At 44.4% G+C, this 23,344-nt stretch carries 12 protein-coding genes, 11 tRNA genes and 6 rRNA genes; 2 read left to right on the top strand and 27 right to left on the bottom strand.

Features of this window, described 5'->3' with window-relative positions; genetic code table 11:
- Positions 1–3: 3 nt before the first annotated feature.
- A complete protein-coding gene (locus NV349_RS00655) occupies positions 4–399 on the bottom strand; it encodes a GntR family transcriptional regulator (protein ID WP_036126599.1) in 396 nt (131 codons plus the stop codon).
- A 73-nt stretch (positions 400–472) separates the two neighbouring features.
- Positions 473–1,366, bottom strand: a complete 894-nt coding sequence (locus NV349_RS00650; protein ID WP_271913509.1) for a LysR family transcriptional regulator — start codon at positions 1,364–1,366, stop codon at positions 473–475.
- A 129-nt stretch (positions 1,367–1,495) separates the two neighbouring features.
- Here NV349_RS00650 and NV349_RS00645 point away from each other — a divergent pair, with 129 nt between their 5' ends.
- Positions 1,496–2,161: an O-methyltransferase gene (locus NV349_RS00645; RefSeq protein WP_058843783.1), complete on the top strand. Its 666-nt coding sequence runs from the start codon at positions 1,496–1,498 to the stop codon at positions 2,159–2,161.
- A 240-nt stretch (positions 2,162–2,401) separates the two neighbouring features.
- Here NV349_RS00645 and aceB read toward each other — a convergent pair whose 3' ends face one another.
- Together aceB and aceA are read right to left on the bottom strand one after the other, a co-directional pair.
- Positions 2,402–4,000, bottom strand: coding sequence for a malate synthase A (gene aceB, locus NV349_RS00640; RefSeq protein ID WP_271912042.1), 1,599 nt, complete (start codon positions 3,998–4,000; stop codon positions 2,402–2,404).
- A 112-nt stretch (positions 4,001–4,112) separates the two neighbouring features.
- Entirely contained in the window at positions 4,113–5,396 is a 1,284-nt protein-coding gene (gene aceA / locus NV349_RS00635; RefSeq protein ID WP_036122155.1) for an isocitrate lyase, read from the bottom strand.
- Positions 5,397–5,611: 215 nt separating this feature from the next.
- On the opposite strand from aceA, the gene NV349_RS00630 reads away from it, so the two are divergent.
- The gene (locus NV349_RS00630; protein WP_271912039.1) at positions 5,612–6,283 is read left to right on the top strand and encodes a LytTR family DNA-binding domain-containing protein; all 672 of its coding nucleotides are present in this window, start codon (positions 5,612–5,614) and stop codon (positions 6,281–6,283) included.
- 230 nt (positions 6,284–6,513) lie between these two features.
- Here NV349_RS00630 and rrf (NV349_RS00625) read toward each other — a convergent pair.
- The 23 genes from rrf (NV349_RS00625) to folP all read right to left on the bottom strand — a co-directional run bounded on the left by rrf (NV349_RS00625) (position 6,514) and on the right by folP (position 23,332).
- Positions 6,514–6,629 (bottom strand): 5S ribosomal RNA (gene rrf, locus NV349_RS00625).
- A 110-nt stretch (positions 6,630–6,739) separates the two neighbouring features.
- A 23S ribosomal RNA gene (locus tag NV349_RS00620) occupies positions 6,740–9,667 on the bottom strand.
- A gap of 89 nt (positions 9,668–9,756) precedes the next feature.
- Positions 9,757–9,832: transfer RNA gene (locus NV349_RS00615), tRNA-Ala, on the bottom strand.
- A gap of 12 nt (positions 9,833–9,844) precedes the next feature.
- Positions 9,845–9,921, bottom strand: a tRNA-Ile gene (locus NV349_RS00610).
- Between the two features lie 94 nt (positions 9,922–10,015).
- Positions 10,016–11,567: ribosomal RNA gene (locus tag NV349_RS00605) — 16S ribosomal RNA — on the bottom strand.
- Between the two features lie 147 nt (positions 11,568–11,714).
- Positions 11,715–11,790 (bottom strand) — tRNA-Ala (locus NV349_RS00600).
- Positions 11,791–11,806: 16 nt separating this feature from the next.
- Positions 11,807–11,883: transfer RNA gene (locus NV349_RS00595), tRNA-Pro, on the bottom strand.
- Positions 11,884–11,891: 8 nt separating this feature from the next.
- Positions 11,892–11,968: transfer RNA gene (locus NV349_RS00590), tRNA-Arg, on the bottom strand.
- A gap of 8 nt (positions 11,969–11,976) precedes the next feature.
- Positions 11,977–12,065, bottom strand: a tRNA-Leu gene (locus NV349_RS00585).
- 5 nt (positions 12,066–12,070) lie between these two features.
- Positions 12,071–12,145 (bottom strand) — tRNA-Gly (locus tag NV349_RS00580).
- A gap of 35 nt (positions 12,146–12,180) precedes the next feature.
- A tRNA-Leu gene (locus NV349_RS00575) sits at positions 12,181–12,265 on the bottom strand.
- Between the two features lie 17 nt (positions 12,266–12,282).
- Positions 12,283–12,358: transfer RNA gene (locus NV349_RS00570), tRNA-Lys, on the bottom strand.
- 8 nt (positions 12,359–12,366) lie between these two features.
- Positions 12,367–12,442, bottom strand: a tRNA-Thr gene (locus NV349_RS00565).
- Positions 12,443–12,445: 3 nt separating this feature from the next.
- Positions 12,446–12,521, bottom strand: a tRNA-Val gene (locus NV349_RS00560).
- A 10-nt stretch (positions 12,522–12,531) separates the two neighbouring features.
- Positions 12,532–12,647, bottom strand: a 5S ribosomal RNA gene (gene rrf, locus NV349_RS00555).
- A gap of 110 nt (positions 12,648–12,757) precedes the next feature.
- Positions 12,758–15,685 (bottom strand): 23S ribosomal RNA (locus NV349_RS00550).
- 183 nt (positions 15,686–15,868) lie between these two features.
- Positions 15,869–17,420 (bottom strand): 16S ribosomal RNA (locus NV349_RS00545).
- Together the 16S, 23S and 5S rRNA genes with 11 tRNA genes alongside form the textbook arrangement of a ribosomal RNA operon.
- Before the next feature lie 873 nt (positions 17,421–18,293).
- Positions 18,294–18,575, bottom strand: coding sequence for a hypothetical protein (locus tag NV349_RS00540; protein WP_036123109.1), 282 nt, complete (start codon positions 18,573–18,575; stop codon positions 18,294–18,296).
- 209 nt (positions 18,576–18,784) lie between these two features.
- Entirely contained in the window at positions 18,785–20,290 is a 1,506-nt protein-coding gene (lysS, locus tag NV349_RS00535) for a lysine--tRNA ligase (protein ID WP_082673746.1), read from the bottom strand.
- 181 nt (positions 20,291–20,471) lie between these two features.
- Positions 20,472–21,512, bottom strand: coding sequence for a tRNA dihydrouridine synthase DusB (gene dusB / locus NV349_RS00530; protein ID WP_036120709.1), 1,041 nt, complete (start codon positions 21,510–21,512; stop codon positions 20,472–20,474).
- 88 nt (positions 21,513–21,600) lie between these two features.
- Positions 21,601–22,113: a 2-amino-4-hydroxy-6-hydroxymethyldihydropteridine diphosphokinase gene (folK, locus tag NV349_RS00525; protein WP_058844493.1), complete on the bottom strand. Its 513-nt coding sequence runs from the start codon at positions 22,111–22,113 to the stop codon at positions 21,601–21,603.
- Entirely contained in the window at positions 22,113–22,478 is a 366-nt protein-coding gene (gene folB / locus NV349_RS00520; protein WP_036120703.1) for a dihydroneopterin aldolase, read from the bottom strand. The genes folK and folB overlap by 1 nt, the downstream gene beginning before the upstream one ends.
- Positions 22,478–23,332 (bottom strand): dihydropteroate synthase, encoded by an 855-nt coding sequence (gene folP / locus NV349_RS00515; protein ID WP_036120700.1) that lies wholly within the window; start codon positions 23,330–23,332, stop codon positions 22,478–22,480. The genes folB and folP overlap by 1 nt, the downstream gene beginning before the upstream one ends.
- Positions 23,333–23,344: the final 12 nt, after the last annotated feature.

Here is a 23,344-nt window from a genome sequence, read left to right as displayed (position 1 = left end):
TTGCTACACTCCCTCTGCTGGAATTTGCAAATCAGCGAATACCTTTTTCATCATGTGCTCAATTTGTTCTACTGTTGCGCCGAGCACCATTCCTTCTGCTACAACAGGCTTTAAATTCTTTTCGATTTGTCGTAGCTGCTCAGGTGACAAAGCTCTCTCCTCAGTTGAACTAATAATAGCTCCTGATTTCGGTCGAATAACAATAATTCCTTTCGCTTCTAATTCATGATAGCTCTTATTAACAGTATGCATATTCACACCTAAATCAGCAGCTAACCCTCGCACAGATGGTAGGGTATCGCCTGGTTTCATTTCGCCTCTTGCAATACCTTCAATAATTTGACGTGTCACCTGCTCATAGATCGGTACGTCTGATTGTGGCTCTATTTGAATAAACATGTTTATCAGCTCCAAATTTGTTATATAACTAGTATAACAAATTTACTGCAATAATGCATGAGATACAAGCTTATTAAATTGGGGAATTTCTAATTGTTTCAATAAATTTTTGCACAAGCATATTTTGTTTCTCGTTATTTCTCGTACAAATAGCGATTTTATGTTTAATAGCATGTATATCCTTTACATAAACCCTTGCCAATTGGCCACTCTCTACATACTCTCGAACTGCAAGGGAAGAAATAAAGTTTGCACCATAGCCTGCCATGACCGAGCGAATTGTTTCATTGATGCCATTAAATTGGAGGGCAATTTTCGGTGGTTTCACTTGGTATGTTTGACATAACGAAAACAGATGCTCTCTCATCGAGCTCCCTTCTTCCCTCATAATAAAAGGCTCCTGAAACATTTCAACCAATGTAATGGATTGATATGCAAAGCGATGATTTGGAGACACAACAAACCATAACTCATCCTCATATAATTCATCCCACTCGATTTCTTTCGGCCTTTCAGACATTCCTCCACCATATATCGCAATATCCGCCTTATAGTTTATTAGTTGTTCAAAAGCGTCCTTCGTATTGGTTGTTGTAATCATTAAATCCACCTGTTCATTTGCAGCCTTGAAAGTAGCTGCCCATTTTGGAATTAAAAAATTGGCAGGCAGATAGGTAGCCACAATATGTAAATTCCCTGCTTTCGCCAAACGGTAATTTTCGATAAATGTTTCAATATGCTGTTCAAGAGCAATAAAATTTTGAGCTTTCTCTGCTAGAGCTTCACCAACTTCTGTTAGTACTACACCACGCCCTTGTTGCTTAAATAATTGGACTCCTAGTTCATGTTCAAATCGCTTCATTTGACTTGAAACGGCAGGTTGGCTAATACACAAGATCTCTGCAGCTTTAGTGAAGCTACCTGTAGTAGCAACCTGATAAAATAATTTTAAGCTATGACTGTTGATGATTTCACCCCTATTCATAATATAAAGTTATGTATAAATAATAATAATATATTTTTATTATGATTTATTCTATCATACACTTTATTGGCAAGCTTGCACTTTAAAATATAGGGAAATGAGGACTGTATCATGACAGAGTTAAATGTTTGGAAAAATGTAGATGACTATTTTATGGATAAGCTTCTACCAGAAAACGAACACCTTGATGCTGTACTACAGGCTAATAAAGAAGCAGGTATTCCAGAGATAGATGTATCCCCTACTCAAGGGAAACTATTATATTTACTAGCTAAAATAAAAGGAGCAGCAACTATTTTAGAAATTGGCACACTTGGTGGCTATAGCAGTATTTGCTTAGCGCAGGCTCTTCCTAAAGAAGGGAAAGTAGTGACTTTAGAAATTAATGAAGAGTATGCCTTAGTCGCTCAACAAAATATAGAGAGGGCTGGCTATAAGGAACAGGTTGAGATCATTTTAGGAAACGCCTTAGATTCATTACCAAACTTGAAAAAAGCAGGCCATTTATTTGACTTTATTTTTATTGATGCCGATAAGCCTAATAACCCCGCTTACTTGAAGTGGGCGTTAAAACTAGCTCATCCAGGCGCCATCATCATCGCGGATAATGTAGTTCGTAATGGTGCGGTAACTGATGAAATTAGTGAAGATGAACGTGTCAGAGGCGTACAGCAATTTATAGATTTACTAAAAGAGGAACCTAGAATTGAAGCAACAGCTATACAAACAGTTGGTGTGAAGGGGTATGACGGCTTCGTACTAGCCATTGTAAACTAAGACGGAAAAAAATCCGCGTAAACTGCTGCAGCAGCTACGCGGATTTATTTCAAAAAAGATGCCCTACAGCTCCCCATCTAAGCTAATAAGACATCTTTTCCCCCTTAAAACCTCTTAACTTTTATTTAGACCCCTTTTAATTCGATCATGCTTATCTCTTTCATTTAACGGGGGAACAGACCCCGTCACGTTATGTTAGTAGAATTAGGAAAGTTGAATATGTTAATAGTAGATTTTATCTTATGCTAATTTTTCATACCCTGGAAGTGTCAAGAATTCCGCGAACTCATCTTGCTCAATTAAAGATTTAAACAGTTCAGCAGCTTCTTCATAGCGACCACTGTTATAGGCTTGTTCCCCAACAGCCTCTTTAATTTTCACAAGCTCTTCTTCCAATATCTCTAAGACAAACGCTAACGTAATGCCACGTCCATCATCTAAAATACCTTTAGGATGACGAATCCATTGCCATACTTGTGTTCGAGAGATTTCTGCTGTTGCAGCATCCTCCATCAAGTTATTTATAGGTGCAGCACCGTTACCACGAAGCCATGAAGCAATATACTGTACACCAACACTGCAGTTAATACGAAGACCTTCAAGCGTAATTGTCCCTTCTGGTACAGCTACTAAATCTTCTGCCTTTACATGTACATCTTCGCGTTTTTTATGAATTTGGTTAGGAGTTGTCATAATAGCATCAAATTGCTCCATTGCAGTTGCCACCATACCTGGATGTGCTACCCAAGTACCATCATGTCCCTCTGTTGCCTCACGACGTTTATCTTCTGCAACCTTTGCAAATGCCACCGCATTCGCCTCATCATCATTTTTAACAGGAATTTGTGCGGCCATACCGCCCATTGCTGGTGCATTTCGCTTATGACATGTCTGTATACATAAAGACGTATAAGCCTTCATGAAAGGTACAGTCATCGTTACTTGGCCACGATCTGGTAAAATAACGTCAGCTTGATTGCGAAGACGTTTAATATAACTGAAAATATAATCCCAACGGCCACAATTCAGACCAGCTGAATGTTCACGTAGCTCATATAAAATTTCATCCATCTCAAACGCTGCTAAAATCGTTTCAATCAAAACAGTAGCTTTTATAGTCCCTTGTGGGATGCCAATATAATCTTGGGCAAACACAAAGATATCATTCCATAGACGAGCCTCTAAATGACTTTCAAGCTTCGGTAAATAGAAGTATGGCCCAGTACCTTGTGCTAGTGCATTTTTCGCATTATGGAATAGATATAACCCAAAATCAAAGAAACTCCCTGAGATCGGCTCTCCATCAACAAGCACATGCTTCTCAAGCAGATGTAAGCCTCGCGGTCGAACTAACAGCACTGCTGTTTCAGTATTTAATGTATACGTTTTACCATTGGAGGCTTGCGTAAACTCAATCGTCTTATTAATAGCATCACGCATATTAATTTGACCACCAATCATATTTTCCCACGTTGGAGAGGATGCATCCTCAAAGCAAGCCATAAACATTTTTGCACCAGAGTTTAAAGCATTAATCACCATTTTTCGATCAACAGGACCTGTAATCTCGACACGGCGATCTTGCAAGTCCTTTGGAAGTGGTGCAATTGTCCAATCACCTTCACGAATACCTTTAGTCTCTGGTAAGAAATCCAGTTTCTCTCCTGTATCAAGACGATTTTGTCTTTCCTGGCGAGCGTTCAACAGCTCCTTACGACGAGCATCAAAATTTTTATGCAAGGCAAGAACAAACTCAAGAGCTTCAGGTGTTAAAACTTCCTTCGTTTGCTCGTTTTGTTCTCCAACAATTTTAAGCTTACCTGTCGTTGCCTGTTCCATTAGTTGTTTACCCACCTTTGCTATTTTAGTTTCGTCATCCTCCGCCTTAGGAGGAGCGGAGGAGACTACTCTATGATTATGAATTTAGGAAAACACGTAATTCAATCAAGACTTATACAAACTGTTCAGTTTCAGTTGAACCTGCCATTGCCGTTGTAGAAGAAGTACCTCCAGAGATAACTTGAGAAATTTCATCAAAGTATCCAGTACCTACCTCACGTTGGTGGCGTGTAGCTGTATAGCCTTTTGATTCTGAAGCAAACTCAGCTTGTTGCAGCTTAGAATATGCAGCCATACCATTATCTTTATAATCGTGTGCAAGCTCAAACATAGAGTGGTTTAGTGCATGGAAACCTGCTAATGTTACAAACTGGAATTTATAACCTAGCTTACCAAGCTCACGTTGATACTCTGCAATTTCCTCTTCTGAAAGGTTTGCTTTCCAGTTGAATGATGGTGAACAGTTGTATGCAAGCATTTTACCAGGGAACTCTGCATGAATGGCCTCAGCAAATTCACGAGCTTCTTCTAGTGATGGTTTAGAAGTTTCACACCAAATTAAGTCTGCATATGGTGCGTAAGCTAAACCACGAGCAATTGCTTGTTTAATACCTGCTTTTGTACGGAAGAAACCTTCAGGTGTACGTTCACCAGTTATGAACTCCGCATCACGTGGATCAATATCTGAAGTAACCATATCCGCAGCATCGGCATCTGTACGCGCAATTAAAATTGTATCTACGCCCATAACGTCTGTTGCTAAACGAGCAGCCACTAAGTTACGAACAGCGTTTTGCGTTGGCAGTAAAACTTTACCGCCTAGATGTCCACATTTCTTTTCTGAAGCTAATTGATCTTCTAAGTGCACACCAGCTGCACCAGCTTCAATCATGCCTTTTACAAGCTCAAATACGTTTAGAGGACCACCAAAACCTGCTTCAGCATCTGCTACGATTGGTGCAAACCAGTCAAATTGATCGACACGTCCTTCAGCATGATCAATTTGATCGGCACGTTGAAGTGCTTGGTTGATTCTTTTTACTACTGCTGGTACAGAGTTAGCAGGATATAACGATTGGTCAGGATACATTTGACCAGAAAGATTTGCATCCGCAGCCACTTGCCAGCCTGATAGATAGATAGCCTTTAATCCAGCCTTTACTTGTTGTACCGCCTGATTACCTGTTAATGCCCCCAATGCATTAATAAATGGTTCTTCACGTAACGAATTCCAAAGTCGAGTAGCACCTTTTTGCGCCAATGTTTGTTCAATTATCACAGTGCCCTGTAATTTAACAACCTCTTCAGCTGAATATGTGCGTTCAATACCAGCCCAGCGTGGGTTTTCAGCCCATTGTTTTTCTAAAGCTTCGATTCTTTCTTGACGAGTTGACATATTGAAATTCCACCTTCCCCTTTGTGTACAATATACTCTGTTAAAAAACTTTTAAATTAACTGTTCCATAACAGGTTTATTTGTTGTAAATTAATATATAACAGAGTGTTTGAATTTTCATTATTTTTGGATAAAAGACCATTTTTTCGGGATGAAACTACTTTTTTGAGCGATAAAATTTGGAAGACTGTTTACAAACAAGGGGGATATTCACAATGAACAATGAGTTAAAATCTTTTGGAAATGATATTTCACAACAGTATATTTTAATGTTGCAGGACTGGGTTCCAGCGAATTCATCCATTGCAATTGCTGTTGAACATTCTTATATTTATTTTCACTCAGGTCATCAAGATATTCAGTTAAAGATAGGTCAACAAGTAATGCCTGGGAGTATTGCAGAGCAAGTGTTACGCACTCACAAAAAAACAGATGCCATATTAGATAATTCTTTATTCAATACGCCCTATTATGGCATTGGCTATCCCATATCCATTCAAGATAAGCCAGCTGCATTAGTTGTTATCTTACCATCCACATTCACTATGAAAAAAGCAGAGCCATTCCAATTTTTAACGGGGAAACAAGAGGAGGAGTGGAATCCAGTAGCAATAAGTAAAATATCTCATATAGAAAGTCTGCAGAAAAAAACTTGGTTTTATGTAGATAAAGAACAGTTTAAAACGGGGATTACACTAAAAGAGCTGCAATTAAGGTTGCCACCATACTTTATTCGTATTCATAGATCCTATATTGTAAATATACATTTCATAAAAAAAATGGCCCGAGATCTAACATCAAATTTTATTATTACATTAACCGATGGAAGTGAATTGCCAGTGAGTCAATCCTATATCAATAATCTTCGAAGTGCTCTTGAATTTTAAGTGCGAAGACTGTCTTTTATCTGGATTTAACAATTATTTTTGTACCGAAAGCAAAGAATCACTCCTCTCTAGGGGATAATCATTGCTTACTTTGTTGCTATTTTCAGCAGATGTTCACATGTGATGAATCAAGCTAAATCATCAAGCGGATGTCACAGATTTGAGCTTGAAAAATCTAACTAGAAGAACCAAAAAAGACCAGAGAAATTATTCTCTGGTCTTTCACAATTGCCTAGCGACGTCCTACTCTCACAGGGGGAAGCCCCCAACTACCATCGGCGCTAAAGAGCTTAACTTCCGTGTTCGGTATGGGAACGGGTGTGACCTCTTTGCCATCATCACTAGACTATGGTCGACCTTCCATACACGGCATACTACTGTGTCTAGAAGCTCTCTTTTTTGAAAGAATTGTTCTTTCAAAACTGGATAAACGGTTCATTGAATGGTTCAAACATTTTGGTTAAGTCCTCGATCGATTAGTATTCGTCAGCTCCATGTGTCACCACACTTCCACCTCGAACCTATCTACCTCATCGTCTTTGAGGGATCTTACTTACTTGCGTAATGGGAAATCTCATCTTGAGGGGGGCTTCATGCTTAGATGCTTTCAGCACTTATCCCGTCCACACATAGCTACCCAGCGATGCCTTTGGCAAGACAACTGGTACACCAGCGGTGTGTCCATCCCGGTCCTCTCGTACTAAGGACAGCTCCTCTCAAATTTCCTACGCCCACGACGGATAGGGACCGAACTGTCTCACGACGTTCTGAACCCAGCTCGCGTACCGCTTTAATGGGCGAACAGCCCAACCCTTGGGACCGACTACAGCCCCAGGATGCGATGAGCCGACATCGAGGTGCCAAACCTCCCCGTCGATGTGGACTCTTGGGGGAGATAAGCCTGTTATCCCCGGGGTAGCTTTTATCCGTTGAGCGATGGCCCTTCCATGCGGAACCACCGGATCACTAAGCCCGTCTTTCGACCCTGCTCGACTTGTAGGTCTCGCAGTCAAGCTCCCTTGTGCCTTTACACTCTACGAATGATTTCCAACCATTCTGAGGGAACCTTTGGGCGCCTCCGTTACCTTTTAGGAGGCGACCGCCCCAGTCAAACTGTCCGCCTGACACTGTCTCCTGCCCCGCTAAGGGGCATGGGTTAGAATTTCAATACAACCAGGGTAGTATCCCACCGACGCCTCCTTCGAAGCTGGCGCTCCGAGATCTCTGGCTCCTACCTATCCTGTACAAGTTGTACCAAAATTCAATATCAGGCTACAGTAAAGCTCCACGGGGTCTTTCCGTCCTGTCGCGGGTAACCTGCATCTTCACAGGTACTATAATTTCACCGAGTCTCTCGTTGAGACAGTGCCCAGATCGTTACGCCTTTCGTGCGGGTCGGAACTTACCCGACAAGGAATTTCGCTACCTTAGGACCGTTATAGTTACGGCCGCCGTTTACTGGGGCTTCAATTCGCAGCTTCGCTTGCGCTAACCACTCCTCTTAACCTTCCAGCACCGGGCAGGCGTCAGCCCCTATACGTCACCTTACGGTTTTGCAGAGACCTGTGTTTTTGCTAAACAGTCGCCTGGGCCTATTCACTGCGGCTCTCATGCGCTTGCACGCTCAAGAGCACCCCTTCTCCCGAAGTTACGGGGTCATTTTGCCGAGTTCCTTAACGAGAGTTCTCTCGCACACCTTAGGATTCTCTCCTCGACTACCTGTGTCGGTTTGCGGTACGGGCACCTCTCACCTCGATAGAGGCTTTTCTTGGCAGTGTGAAATCAGGAACTTCGTCCATACGGACTCGCCATCACAGCTCAACGTTACAGTGTGCGGATTTGCCTACACACACGCCTTACTGCTTGGACGCGCATAACCAACAGCGCGCTTACCCTATCCTACTGCGTCCCCCCATTTCTCAAACGGTGAGGAGGTGGTACAGGAATATCAACCTGTTGTCCATCGCCTACGCCTATCGGCCTCGGCTTAGGTCCCGACTAACCCTGAGCGGACGAGCCTTCCTCAGGAAACCTTAGTCATACGGTGGACGGGATTCTCACCCGTCTTTCGCTACTCATACCGGCATTCTCACTTCTAAGCGCTCCACCAGTCCTTCCGGTCTGACTTCAACGCACTTAGAACGCTCTCCTACCACTGACATCGTAGATGTCAATCCACAGCTTCGGTGAATCGTTTAGCCCCGATACATTTTCGGCGCAGCGTCACTCGACCAGTGAGCTATTACGCACTCTTTAAATGATGGCTGCTTCTAAGCCAACATCCTGGTTGTCTGTGCAACGCCACATCCTTTTCCACTTAACGATTACTTTGGGACCTTAGCTGGTGGTCTGGGCTGTTTCCCTTTTGACTACGGATCTTATCACTCGCAGTCTGACTCCCGTGTATAAATATCTGGCATTCGGAGTTTGTCTGAATTCGGTAAACCGGGATGGCCCCCTAGTCCAAACAGTGCTCTACCTCCAGTATTCTCATCACGAGGCTAGCCCTAAAGCTATTTCGGAGAGAACCAGCTATCTCCAAGTTCGATTGGAATTTCTCCGCTACCCACACCTCATCCCCGCACTTTTCAACGTGCGTGGGTTCGGGCCTCCAGTAAGTGTTACCTTACCTTCACCCTGGACATGGGTAGATCACCTGGTTTCGGGTCTACGACCACGTACTATTTCGCCCTATTCAGACTCGCTTTCGCTGCGGCTCCGCCTTCTAAAGCTTAACCTCGCACGTAATCGTAACTCGCCGGTTCATTCTACAAAAGGCACGCTATCACCCATTAACGGGCTCTAACTACTTGTAGGCACACGGTTTCAGGATCTCTTTCACTCCCCTTCCGGGGTGCTTTTCACCTTTCCCTCACGGTACTGGTTCACTATCGGTCACTAGGTAGTATTTAGCCTTGGGAGATGGTCCTCCCGGATTCCGACGGAATTTCACGTGTTCCGCCGTACTCAGGATCCACTCAGGAGAGAACGAACTTTCGACTACAGGGCTTTTACCTGCTCTGGCGGACCTTTCCAAGTCGCTTCATCTAACTCGCTCTTTTGTAACTCCGTATTGAGTGTCCTACAACCCCAAGAGGCAAGCCTCTTGGTTTGGGCTCTTCCCGTTTCGCTCGCCGCTACTCAGGGAATCGATTTTTCTTTCTCTTCCTCCAGGTACTTAGATGTTTCAGTTCCCTGGGTCTGCCTTCAAGACGCTATGTATTCACGTCAAGATACTACGCGATTAAACGTAGTGGGTTCCCCCATTCGGAAATCTCCGGATCAAAGCTCACTTACAGCTCCCCGAAGCATATCGGTGTTAGTGCCGTCCTTCTTCGGCTCCTAGTGCCAAGGCATTCGCCGTGCGCCCTTAATAACTTAACCAAGTTATTAAGCCTATAAAAAAACTTAAAAAATAAATGTGTTTGTTACAATTTCAATGTCGTTTTATCCAGTTTTCAAAGAACAAAGATTGGTGGAGCCTAGCGGGATCGAACCGCTGACCTCCTGCGTGCAAGGCAGGCGCTCTCCCAGCTGAGCTAAGGCCCCAAGAGGTATATATGGTGGGCCTAAATGGACTCGAACCATCGACCTCACGCTTATCAGGCGTGCGCTCTAACCAGCTGAGCTATAGGCCCTCTTGGAAGTTTTATATTATTTAATAAACCTTCAAAACTGAACGCAAAACGTAATCTTACAAACCCTAGGTTTGTATTCCGAAATAATCCTTAGAAAGGAGGTGATCCAGCCGCACCTTCCGATACGGCTACCTTGTTACGACTTCACCCCAATCATCTATCCCACCTTCGGCGGCTGGCTCCAAAAGGTTACCTCACCGACTTCGGGTGTTACAAACTCTCGTGGTGTGACGGGCGGTGTGTACAAGGCCCGGGAACGTATTCACCGCGGCATGCTGATCCGCGATTACTAGCGATTCCGGCTTCATGTAGGCGAGTTGCAGCCTACAATCCGAACTGAGAACGACTTTATCGGATTAGCTCCCTCTCGCGAGTTGGCAACCGTTTGTATCGTCCATTGTAGCACGTGTGTAGCCCAGGTCATAAGGGGCATGATGATTTGACGTCATCCCCACCTTCCTCCGGTTTGTCACCGGCAGTCACCTTAGAGTGCCCAACTAAATGATGGCAACTAAGATCAAGGGTTGCGCTCGTTGCGGGACTTAACCCAACATCTCACGACACGAGCTGACGACAACCATGCACCACCTGTCACCGTTGCCCCCGAAGGGGAAACTATATCTCTACAGTGGTCAACGGGATGTCAAGACCTGGTAAGGTTCTTCGCGTTGCTTCGAATTAAACCACATGCTCCACCGCTTGTGCGGGCCCCCGTCAATTCCTTTGAGTTTCAGTCTTGCGACCGTACTCCCCAGGCGGAGTGCTTAATGCGTTAGCTGCAGCACTAAGGGGCGGAAACCCCCTAACACTTAGCACTCATCGTTTACGGCGTGGACTACCAGGGTATCTAATCCTGTTTGCTCCCCACGCTTTCGCGCCTCAGTGTCAGTTACAGACCAGATAGTCGCCTTCGCCACTGGTGTTCCTCCAAATCTCTACGCATTTCACCGCTACACTTGGAATTCCACTATCCTCTTCTGCACTCAAGTCTCCCAGTTTCCAATGACCCTCCACGGTTGAGCCGTGGGCTTTCACATCAGACTTAAGAAACCACCTGCGCGCGCTTTACGCCCAATAATTCCGGACAACGCTTGCCACCTACGTATTACCGCGGCTGCTGGCACGTAGTTAGCCGTGGCTTTCTAATAAGGTACCGTCAAGGTACAGCCAGTTACTACTGTACTTGTTCTTCCCTTACAACAGAGTTTTACGAACCGAAATCCTTCTTCACTCACGCGGCGTTGCTCCATCAGGCTTTCGCCCATTGTGGAAGATTCCCTACTGCTGCCTCCCGTAGGAGTCTGGGCCGTGTCTCAGTCCCAGTGTGGCCGATCACCCTCTCAGGTCGGCTACGCATCGTCGCCTTGGTGAGCCGTTACCTCACCAACTAGCTAATGCGCCGCGGGCCCATCCTATAGCGACAGCCGAAACCGTCTTTCAGTGTTTCACCATGAGGTGAAACAGATTATTCGGTATTAGCCCCGGTTTCCCGGAGTTATCCCAAACTATAAGGTAGGTTGCCCACGTGTTACTCACCCGTCCGCCGCTAACGTCGAAGGAGCAAGCTCCTTCTCTGTTCGCTCGACTTGCATGTATTAGGCACGCCGCCAGCGTTCGTCCTGAGCCAGGATCAAACTCTCCATAAAAGAAATTTGAATAGCTCAAATTGTTTTGCTGGCATCAATTTTGATGTCCAAAATTTTGTTTTGTTCACTAACCGAAGTTAGTTACTGAAAACTTTATTGATTACGTTTTGCTTGTTCAGTTTTCAAGGTTCATTTAATAAATCGAATTGGTGGAGCCTAGCGGGATCGAACCGCTGACCTCCTGCGTGCAAGGCAGGCGCTCTCCCAGCTGAGCTAAGGCCCCATATATTTTTAGGAAATGGTCGGGAAGACAGGATTCGAACCTGCGACCCCTTGGTCCCAAACCAAGTGCTCTACCAAGCTGAGCTACTTCCCGTTCTTTTTTGGCGCGCCCGACAGGAGTCGAACCCATAACCTTCTGATCCGTAGTCAGACGCTCTATCCAATTGAGCTACGGGCGCATTAAAAATGGTGCCGAGGACCGGAATCGAACCGGTACGGTAGTCACCTACCGCAGGATTTTAAGTCCTGTGCGTCTGCCAGTTCCGCCACCCCGGCACATTTGGAGCGGAAGACGAGGTTCGAACTCGCGACCCCCACCTTGGCAAGGTGGTGTTCTACCACTGAACTACTTCCGCATGTGCATAAGTTTTTTTATCTGGCAATGAAATAATGGTGCGGGTGAAGGGAGTCGAACCCCCACGCCTTGCGGCGCTAGATCCTAAGTCTAGTGCGTCTGCCAATTCCGCCACACCCGCTTATTATTATTTAAAAATGGTGAGCCATGAAGGACTCGAACCTTCGACCCTCTGATTAAAAGTCAGATGCTCTACCAACTGAGCTAATGGCTCTAAAAAAATGGTGCCGGCTATAGGAATCGAACCCACGACCTACTGATTACAAGTCAGTTGCTCTACCTGCTGAGCTAAACCGGCATATGGTGGAGGATGACGGGCTCGAACCGCCGACCCTCTGCTTGTAAGGCAGATGCTCTCCCAGCTGAGCTAATCCTCCTGGGTATTATGCCTAGCGACGTCCTACTCTCACAGGGGGAAGCCCCCAACTACCATCGGCGCTAAAGAGCTTAACTTCCGTGTTCGGTATGGGAACGGGTGTGACCTCTTTGCCATCATCACTAGACTATGGTCGACCTTCCATACACGGCATACTACTGTGTCTAGAAGCTCTCTTTTTTGAAAGAATTGTTCTTTCAAAACTGGATAAACGGTTCATTGAATGGTTCAAACATTTTGGTTAAGTCCTCGATCGATTAGTATTCGTCAGCTCCATGTGTCACCACACTTCCACCTCGAACCTATCTACCTCATCGTCTTTGAGGGATCTTACTTACTTGCGTAATGGGAAATCTCATCTTGAGGGGGGCTTCATGCTTAGATGCTTTCAGCACTTATCCCGTCCACACATAGCTACCCAGCGATGCCTTTGGCAAGACAACTGGTACACCAGCGGTGTGTCCATCCCGGTCCTCTCGTACTAAGGACAGCTCCTCTCAAATTTCCTACGCCCACGACGGATAGGGACCGAACTGTCTCACGACGTTCTGAACCCAGCTCGCGTACCGCTTTAATGGGCGAACAGCCCAACCCTTGGGACCGACTACAGCCCCAGGATGCGATGAGCCGACATCGAGGTGCCAAACCTCCCCGTCGATGTGGACTCTTGGGGGAGATAAGCCTGTTATCCCCGGGGTAGCTTTTATCCGTTGAGCGATGGCCCTTCCATGCGGAACCACCGGATCACTAAGCCCGTCTTTCGACCCTGCTCGACTTGTAGGTCTCGCAGTCAAGCTCCCTTGTGCCTTTACACTCTACGAATGATTTCCAACCATTCTGAGGGAACCTTTGGGCGCCTCCGTTACCTTTTAGGAGGCGACCGCCCCAGTCAAACTGTCCGCCTGACACTGTCTCCTGCCCCGCTAAGGGGCATGGGTTAGAATTTCAATACAACCAGGGTAGTATCCCACCGACGCCTCCTTCGAAGCTGGCGCTCCGAGATCTCTGGCTCCTACCTATCCTGTACAAGTTGTACCAAAATTCAATATCAGGCTACAGTAAAGCTCCACGGGGTCTTTCCGTCCTGTCGCGGGTAACCTGCATCTTCACAGGTACTATAATTTCACCGAGTCTCTCGTTGAGACAGTGCCCAGATCGTTACGCCTTTCGTGCGGGTCGGAACTTACCCGACAAGGAATTTCGCTACCTTAGGACCGTTATAGTTACGGCCGCCGTTTACTGGGGCTTCAATTCGCAGCTTCGCTTGCGCTAACCACTCCTCTTAACCTTCCAGCACCGGGCAGGCGTCAGCCCCTATACGTCACCTTACGGTTTTGCAGAGACCTGTGTTTTTGCTAAACAGTCGCCTGGGCCTATTCACTGCGGCTCTCATGCGCTTGCACGCTCAAGAGCACCCCTTCTCCCGAAGTTACGGGGTCATTTTGCCGAGTTCCTTAACGAGAGTTCTCTCGCACACCTTAGGATTCTCTCCTCGACTACCTGTGTCGGTTTGCGGTACGGGCACCTCTCACCTCGATAGAGGCTTTTCTTGGCAGTGTGAAATCAGGAACTTCGTCCATACGGACTCGCCATCACAGCTCAACGTTACAGTGTGCGGATTTGCCTACACACACGCCTTACTGCTTGGACGCGCATAACCAACAGCGCGCTTACCCTATCCTACTGCGTCCCCCCATTTCTCAAACGGTGAGGAGGTGGTACAGGAATATCAACCTGTTGTCCATCGCCTACGCCTATCGGCCTCGGCTTAGGTCCCGACTAACCCTGAGCGGACGAGCCTTCCTCAGGAAACCTTAGTCATACGGTGGACGGGATTCTCACCCGTCTTTCGCTACTCATACCGGCATTCTCACTTCTAAGCGCTCCACCAGTCCTTCCGGTCTGACTTCAACGCACTTAGAACGCTCTCCTACCACTGACATCGTAGATGTCAATCCACAGCTTCGGTGAATCGTTTAGCCCCGATACATTTTCGGCGCAGCGTCACTCGACCAGTGAGCTATTACGCACTCTTTAAATGATGGCTGCTTCTAAGCCAACATCCTGGTTGTCTGTGCAACGCCACATCCTTTTCCACTTAACGATTACTTTGGGACCTTAGCTGGTGGTCTGGGCTGTTTCCCTTTTGACTACGGATCTTATCACTCGCAGTCTGACTCCCGTGTATAAATATCTGGCATTCGGAGTTTGTCTGAATTCGGTAAACCGGGATGGCCCCCTAGTCCAAACAGTGCTCTACCTCCAGTATTCTCATCACGAGGCTAGCCCTAAAGCTATTTCGGAGAGAACCAGCTATCTCCAAGTTCGATTGGAATTTCTCCGCTACCCACACCTCATCCCCGCACTTTTCAACGTGCGTGGGTTCGGGCCTCCAGTAAGTGTTACCTTACCTTCACCCTGGACATGGGTAGATCACCTGGTTTCGGGTCTACGACCACGTACTATTTCGCCCTATTCAGACTCGCTTTCGCTGCGGCTCCGCCTTCTAAAGCTTAACCTCGCACGTAATCGTAACTCGCCGGTTCATTCTACAAAAGGCACGCTATCACCCATTAACGGGCTCTAACTACTTGTAGGCACACGGTTTCAGGATCTCTTTCACTCCCCTTCCGGGGTGCTTTTCACCTTTCCCTCACGGTACTGGTTCACTATCGGTCACTAGGTAGTATTTAGCCTTGGGAGATGGTCCTCCCGGATTCCGACGGAATTTCACGTGTTCCGCCGTACTCAGGATCCACTCAGGAGAGAACGAACTTTCGACTACAGGGCTTTTACCTGCTCTGGCGGACCTTTCCAAGTCGCTTCATCTAACTCGCTCTTTTGTAACTCCGTATTGAGTGTCCTACAACCCCAAGAGGCAAGCCTCTTGGTTTGGGCTCTTCCCGTTTCGCTCGCCGCTACTCAGGGAATCGATTTTTCTTTCTCTTCCTCCAGGTACTTAGATGTTTCAGTTCCCTGGGTCTGCCTTCAAGACGCTATGTATTCACGTCAAGATACTACGCGATTAAACGTAGTGGGTTCCCCCATTCGGAAATCTCCGGATCAAAGCTCACTTACAGCTCCCCGAAGCATATCGGTGTTAGTGCCGTCCTTCTTCGGCTCCTAGTGCCAAGGCATTCGCCGTGCGCCCTTAATAACTTAACCAAGTTATTAAGCCTATAAAAAAACTTAAAAAATAAATGTGTTTGTTACAATTTCAATGTCGTTTTATCCAGTTTTCAAAGAACAAGTTTTGAAGCTTTTCATTCAAGAAAGAATGAACCTTCAAAACTGAACGCAAAACGTAATCTTACAAACCCTAGGTTTGTATTCCGAAATAATCCTTAGAAAGGAGGTGATCCAGCCGCACCTTCCGATACGGCTACCTTGTTACGACTTCACCCCAATCATCTATCCCACCTTCGGCGGCTGGCTCCAAAAGGTTACCTCACCGACTTCGGGTGTTACAAACTCTCGTGGTGTGACGGGCGGTGTGTACAAGGCCCGGGAACGTATTCACCGCGGCATGCTGATCCGCGATTACTAGCGATTCCGGCTTCATGTAGGCGAGTTGCAGCCTACAATCCGAACTGAGAACGACTTTATCGGATTAGCTCCCTCTCGCGAGTTGGCAACCGTTTGTATCGTCCATTGTAGCACGTGTGTAGCCCAGGTCATAAGGGGCATGATGATTTGACGTCATCCCCACCTTCCTCCGGTTTGTCACCGGCAGTCACCTTAGAGTGCCCAACTAAATGATGGCAACTAAGATCAAGGGTTGCGCTCGTTGCGGGACTTAACCCAACATCTCACGACACGAGCTGACGACAACCATGCACCACCTGTCACCGTTGCCCCCGAAGGGGAAACTATATCTCTACAGTGGTCAACGGGATGTCAAGACCTGGTAAGGTTCTTCGCGTTGCTTCGAATTAAACCACATGCTCCACCGCTTGTGCGGGCCCCCGTCAATTCCTTTGAGTTTCAGTCTTGCGACCGTACTCCCCAGGCGGAGTGCTTAATGCGTTAGCTGCAGCACTAAGGGGCGGAAACCCCCTAACACTTAGCACTCATCGTTTACGGCGTGGACTACCAGGGTATCTAATCCTGTTTGCTCCCCACGCTTTCGCGCCTCAGTGTCAGTTACAGACCAGATAGTCGCCTTCGCCACTGGTGTTCCTCCAAATCTCTACGCATTTCACCGCTACACTTGGAATTCCACTATCCTCTTCTGCACTCAAGTCTCCCAGTTTCCAATGACCCTCCACGGTTGAGCCGTGGGCTTTCACATCAGACTTAAGAAACCACCTGCGCGCGCTTTACGCCCAATAATTCCGGACAACGCTTGCCACCTACGTATTACCGCGGCTGCTGGCACGTAGTTAGCCGTGGCTTTCTAATAAGGTACCGTCAAGGTACAGCCAGTTACTACTGTACTTGTTCTTCCCTTACAACAGAGTTTTACGAACCGAAATCCTTCTTCACTCACGCGGCGTTGCTCCATCAGGCTTTCGCCCATTGTGGAAGATTCCCTACTGCTGCCTCCCGTAGGAGTCTGGGCCGTGTCTCAGTCCCAGTGTGGCCGATCACCCTCTCAGGTCGGCTACGCATCGTCGCCTTGGTGAGCCGTTACCTCACCAACTAGCTAATGCGCCGCGGGCCCATCCTATAGCGACAGCCGAAACCGTCTTTCAGTGTTTCACCATGAGGTGAAACAGATTATTCGGTATTAGCCCCGGTTTCCCGGAGTTATCCCAAACTATAAGGTAGGTTGCCCACGTGTTACTCACCCGTCCGCCGCTAACGTCGAAGGAGCAAGCTCCTTCTCTGTTCGCTCGACTTGCATGTATTAGGCACGCCGCCAGCGTTCGTCCTGAGCCAGGATCAAACTCTCCATAAAAGAAATTTGAATAGCTCAAATTGTTTTGCTGGCATCATTTTGATGTCCAAAATTTTGTTTTGTTCACTAACCGAAGTTAGTTACTGAAAACTTTATTGATTACGTTTTGCTTGTTCAGTTTTCAAGGTTCATTTCGTCAACCATCTTTCGACAGCAACTTTTATATTATAACAAAATCATTTCTCTTTGTCAACATCTTTTTCAAGAAAACTTTCATTCCCAGAAGAGACAACTTTTAAATCTTATCATAACCACTTTACCAAGTCAACATCTTTTTATTCAAATTGTTTTTGAAGTTTGATGTTAGTTCTTACGTCGTCTTAACGACAAGTAATAATTTATCACGTTATGATAGACTTGGCAAGTGTTTTTTAAATAAAATCTATTGAATTAAAAAAACACAAATTTATAAGCATTTTTGTGCATTTACGAGAATACCAAATTGAGATATTCTCTTTGCTTACTTAATTATTTGTTTTACTATACATCTCTTTCTTTTAAATCTCAATGTTTTAAAATAAAAATACTTATTTATTCTCAAGATACCATTTGTTTAGGAAAGGAAATCTCAGTGGTATTTGTTTGTAAACATTACTCCTTCAGATTTATAAATCAAAGTCTTGTAAATTGTAATCAACATAGCAATATAATTTCATGCTATAACGCTACTATGAATAAATCCCGTTGCCTTCTGGATAGTTTGAATCTAAGCAACCTTTCGCACAAACCTACTTTTAATTTTATAACCGCCATAACAACGTTTCCTATATAAGTCACTATAAAGCTCTATTTAGTTTTTCATTTCCTAACAAATAAGCAGGCGCTAAAGTGCTTCTACTGCACTTTAGCGCCTGCTTACTGCTATTTATGTCCCTATTTAAGGTCATCCGCTTGAGGATCCACAATATTTAAGCACCATAAGAAATTGTCCCACGCAGAATACCAGCCACTGAAAACTTCAGAAGAATCATCCCAACGAACGTCGAATTTCTTGTGGCCATCTATTTCTACTAAATATAAAGTAAGGTTCTCATCTTTTTTAGCAACCACTAATTTCATACCATTCTCAAGTTCTTCTTCAGTAAATGGCACATCAGAAACCGAACGTAGTTGTGCCTGTTCAAATACTTGTTTGTTAATAATTTTGTAATTCATTATAAGCCCCCAATAAAAATACTTCTTTTTATACTTTTTGAATTTGAAAAACATAGAACTATAAAAGTATAACCTAAATTTAATCCTCGTTTAAACAACTTAATTTTTTTATAGCTTAAAAAGAGGAGAACTCACCTATATTGTGAATTCTCCTCTTCATTCATTACTATTCTTTTATTGCTTCACGAAAAGACTTCATTACAATTTAACTATTTTGTAATATGACGCATTGTTGGGAATAATAATACATCACGAATTGATGGTGAATTTGTAAGAAGCATGATTAAACGGTCAATACCAATACCTAGTCCACCTGTTGGAGGCATACCGTATTCCAACGCTTCAATGAAATCGTTGTCCATTTCATGTGCTTCATCGTTACCAGCTGCTTTTTCTGCTAATTGCGCTTCAAAGCGTTGGCGTTGGTCGATTGGATCATTTAATTCTGTGAAGGCATTTGCATGCTCACGACGAACAATAAATAGCTCAAAACGATCTGTGAAACGCTCGTCCTCTGGATTCTTCTTCGCAAGAGGTGAAATTTCTACTGGATGACCATATACAAATGTTGGCTGTACAAGAGTCTCTTCTACTTTTTGTTCAAAGAATTCATTAATGATATGACCCACTTCATGAACATCTTTCACTTCTACTCCGTGCTCTTTTGCAAGTGCTTGCGCTTGTTCTTTTGTCATTGGCTGCCAGAAGTCTACACCTGTTGCCTCTTTTACAGCGTCTACCATGTGTACTCGTTTCCAACCTACTGCAAGGTTGATTTCATCTTCTCCATATTGAACTGTCGTTGTACCAAGAACTTCTTGCGCAACATGTGCAATAAGGTTTTCAGTTAGTGACATGATATCTTGATAATCAGCATATGCTTCATATAGCTCAATCATTGTAAATTCAGGGTTATGACGTGTAGAGATTCCTTCGTTACGGAATACACGACCGATTTCATAAACTTTCTCTAAACCACCAACTATTAAACGTTTTAAATGCAATTCGATTGCGATTCGCATATATAGTTCCATATCTAGTGCATTGTGGTGCGTAATAAATGGACGAGCAGCTGCACCACCAGCAATCGTATGAAGCATTGGTGTTTCTACTTCTAAATATCCAGAGTTATCTAGATAATTACGGATTGCACGGATGATTTTAGAACGAGTTATAAATGTTTTTTTACTATCTTCATTTGTCATTAAATCTAAGTAACGTTGGCGATAACGTTGCTCAACATCCTGTAGGCCGTGGAATTTCTCTGGCATAGGACGAAGTGCTTTTGTAAGGAACGTGAAGCCCTCCGCTTTTACTGAAAGCTCTCCAACTTGTGTACGGAATACGTTTCCACGCACTCCAACAATATCTCCTAAGTCTGCTTGCTTAAATAATTCATATGCTTCCTCGCCTACATGATCTTGACGAACATAAATTTGAATTTGGCCACCTAAATCTTGAATATGGGCAAAGCCAGCTTTTCCTTTACCACGTTTCGTCATAATACGACCCGCAATAACAACCTCTTGAAGGTTTTCTTCTAGCTGCTCTTTTGTTTGGTCTGCAAATTGCTCACGCACTTCTGTTGATAAATGTGTACGCTCAAAACGACTTCCGAAAGGGTCTTGTCCGTTTTCTAGTATTGTCGTCATTTTTTGGCGTCTCACCAAAAGTTGATCATTTAATTCTTCTATATTATTTGACACTTGTTTCACTCCTTAAGTAAATTGTCCGCGTTTACGTCCATAATATTTCTATTGTACACAATTTTAGTGCTGTAATCATCTGTTTCAATTTATTTTCAATCCAACAAAAGATGATTAATAATTCTAAAAATTAAAGTTAGCAACACAAAGGCGCCTCTTTTAAAAATACCGAGACGCCCTATACATATCACTATACAATTAATTCCTTAGCTTCTGGACCGACTAAATTAAATTCGCTCTCTTCATATTCCTGCACAAGGCCATTTAATAGCGCACGAAGGTCTGCCGCCGTTTCTGTTTGGTTAATAGCATTACGTGCTTTCCCATTACCACGAATTCCTTTTAAATACCATGACGCATGTTTACGCATTTCACGCACCGCGATTCCTTCTCCTTTTAATTGGAGAAGACGTTCAAAGTGTAGGAGACATACATCCATTTTTTCTCGAACACTTGGTTCTTCCTTTAACTCACCTGTTTCTAGGTATTGAACCGTGCGGTAAATCATCCATGGATTACCTAATGCAGCACGTCCAATCATGACTGCATCTACTCCTGTAGTTTCAAGCATACGTTTAGCATCTTGTGGTGTTTCCACGTCACCATTACCAAGCACAGGAATGTTTACATTCTCCTTCACTTGACGAATGAAATCCCAATTCGCTTTACCTTCATACATTTGTACACGTGTACGACCATGAACCGCCACCGCTGCTGCACCTGCACGCTCAACAGCTTGTGCATTTTCCACTGCAAAAATATGCTCGTCATCCCAGCCAATACGCATTTTTACGCTGACTGGTTTTTTGACAGCATCCACAACAGCCGCTACCATTTCATATACTTTATTTGGATCAAGTAACAAGCGGGCTCCTGCTTCACATTTAATGATTTTATTAACAGGGCACCCCATGTTGATATCAATAATATCAGCAGTTGTATTTTCATCCACATATTTCGCCGCTTCCACTAAAGTTGCTTTATCTCCACCAAAAATTTGCAATGACAGAGGATTTTCACGTTCATCGATATAAAGCATCCCTAATGTTTTTTCGTTTTTTTGGACAATACCCTTATCACTAATCATTTCAGCATACACGAGACCTGCTCCGAACTCTTTAACCGTTAATCGGAAAGCAGAGTTACAGATCCCAGCCATTGGCGCTAAAACCACTCGATTGTCCATGACGATATCGCCAATTTGAAACGGCTTCTCTGTTGTAAGACTCAACGTTGTCTTCCTCCTCTAAAAGCTTTTACCTATTATTTGCTATCTATTGTTAATGCTATGCATTAATCTTTCATCCACATACTATTACTTAATGCACCGTTGAAAACTCTTCAAACGGACTCCATAGGGTGATACCTTCATTTTCGCAATCCATTTGCTGCAACAGATCGTGCGCTTGTTGTAGCTGTACATCAAAGGGTGATGCTGCAATCTCTACTAATGGTACTAAGACGAATGCTCTTTCGTACATTCTTGGATGGGGAACTGTTAAACTCTCCGTTTCAATATTCTCTTGATTGTAAAGTAAAATGTCAAGGTCAATGATTCGTGGACCCCAGCGAAATTCTCGAACACGCCCTAATTCCTGTTCTATGGATTGGCATATCTTCAACATATCAGCAGAAGAAACATCTGTTTTTAGATGAACAGCAATATTTAAAAAATCTGCCTGATCTGTATAACCCACTGCAGCAGTTTCATAAACGGACGATACACGAACAAGTTTAATACCTTCCGTTTCCTTTAAAAGGGCAACTGCATGCTGAAGATTTTCATATCTCTCTCCCATATTCGTTCCGATAGATAAATAGACATCCTTCATCAGAAATCACCTCTCGTTACCTCAACAGACACCTCTTTGTAATAGCCATGAATTGGTGGGTCTGGTTTAATTAGTTCTACACGAACTCCTTTTACTTTATCAGGGTAGGTTGTTAATATTGCATCCGCTACTCTCACGACCAGAGCCTCAATTAGCTTAAACGGTTCCCCCTCCACAATATCACGGCATAATGCATAGACCTCTGCATAGTTCACTGTATAAGAGAGATCATCTGTTTCTCCAGCCTTTGTCATATCTACAGCAAGGGAAACATTTGCTCGAAAGCGTTGACCTAGAGTTGTTTCTGCTGCTAATACACCATGGTAGCCATAAAACTGCATGTCCTTTAAATGAATGTAATCCATCACGCTTCCTCCTTAAACAAACGTTTTCCCACTAAGACATCAGCCATATACGTAGCACGCGTCATTTCCTTTACATCATGAACACGTATCATATGACAGCCCTTTTCAATTCCATAAACCACTGTCGCACTTGTCCCTTCAAGACGCTCTTCAACAGGTAGTTTTAAGACATTGCCAATCATTGATTTACGTGACGTTGCTAATAATACAGGGTAACCCATAGCTACTAAATCCTTTAAGTGTTGCATCATAACTATATTTTGGCCAGTATTTTTAGCAAAGCCGATACCTGGATCTAAGATGATATGATGTTCAGGAACTCCTGCTTGCTGAGCGATGGCAATACTTTTCTCTAAGTCCATTTTTGCTGTCGCCCAAAAATCAACACCATAATCCATATTTTCGCGATTATGCATTAAAATAATAGGCACATGTAAATCCGCAGCAACCTGAGCAATTTCTGGCTCAGCCTTCGCACCCCAAATATCATTAATCATATGTGCCCCTGCTTCAATAGCAGCACGGGCTACATTTGCTTTATACGTATCAACGGAAATAACGGCCCTTACTTCTTTCGCTAATGCTTGAATAACGGGCACAATGCGGGCAATTTCATCTTCATCTGAAATTCGTTCATACCCAGGGCGTGTAGATTCCCCACCTACATCAATTATTTTAGCCCCTTCAGCCACCATTTTTTTCGCTTGAGCAACAGCAGCTTCTACATTGTTGTATTTTCCACCATCTGAGAAGGAATCTGGTGTAACATTGAGAATCCCCATAACAAACGTTTCTTTTGTATAGTCTAATGTAATACCATTAAGCGTTAATGGTTTCTTATATTTTTCTAGCATGTAAACGCTCCC

The organism is Lysinibacillus sp. OF-1, from assembly GCF_028356935.1.
GTDB classification, from domain to species: domain Bacteria; phylum Bacillota; class Bacilli; order Bacillales_A; family Planococcaceae; genus Lysinibacillus; species Lysinibacillus fusiformis_D.
This window is presented reverse-complemented; position numbering and strand designations above follow the sequence as displayed.

Bases quoted from the DNA above. Each gene is read 5' to 3' on its own strand.
- NV349_RS00655 (WP_036126599.1), bottom strand. From the start codon at position 399: ATGTTTATTCAAATAGAGCCACAATCAGACGTACCGATCTATGAGCAG.
- NV349_RS00645 (WP_058843783.1), top strand. From the start codon at position 1,496: ATGACAGAGTTAAATGTTTGGAAAAATGTAGATGACTATTTTATGGAT.
- aceB (WP_271912042.1), bottom strand. From the start codon at position 4,000: ATGGAACAGGCAACGACAGGTAAGCTTAAAATTGTTGGAGAACAAAAC.
- aceA (WP_036122155.1), bottom strand. From the start codon at position 5,396: ATGTCAACTCGTCAAGAAAGAATCGAAGCTTTAGAAAAACAATGGGCT.
- NV349_RS00630 (WP_271912039.1), top strand. From the start codon at position 5,612: ATGAACAATGAGTTAAAATCTTTTGGAAATGATATTTCACAACAGTAT.
- NV349_RS00540 (WP_036123109.1), bottom strand. From the start codon at position 18,575: ATGAATTACAAAATTATTAACAAACAAGTATTTGAACAGGCACAACTA.
- folK (WP_058844493.1), bottom strand. From the start codon at position 22,113: ATGAAGGATGTCTATTTATCTATCGGAACGAATATGGGAGAGAGATAT.
- folB (WP_036120703.1), bottom strand. From the start codon at position 22,478: ATGGATTACATTCATTTAAAGGACATGCAGTTTTATGGCTACCATGGT.
- folP (WP_036120700.1), bottom strand. From the start codon at position 23,332: ATGCTAGAAAAATATAAGAAACCATTAACGCTTAATGGTATTACATTA.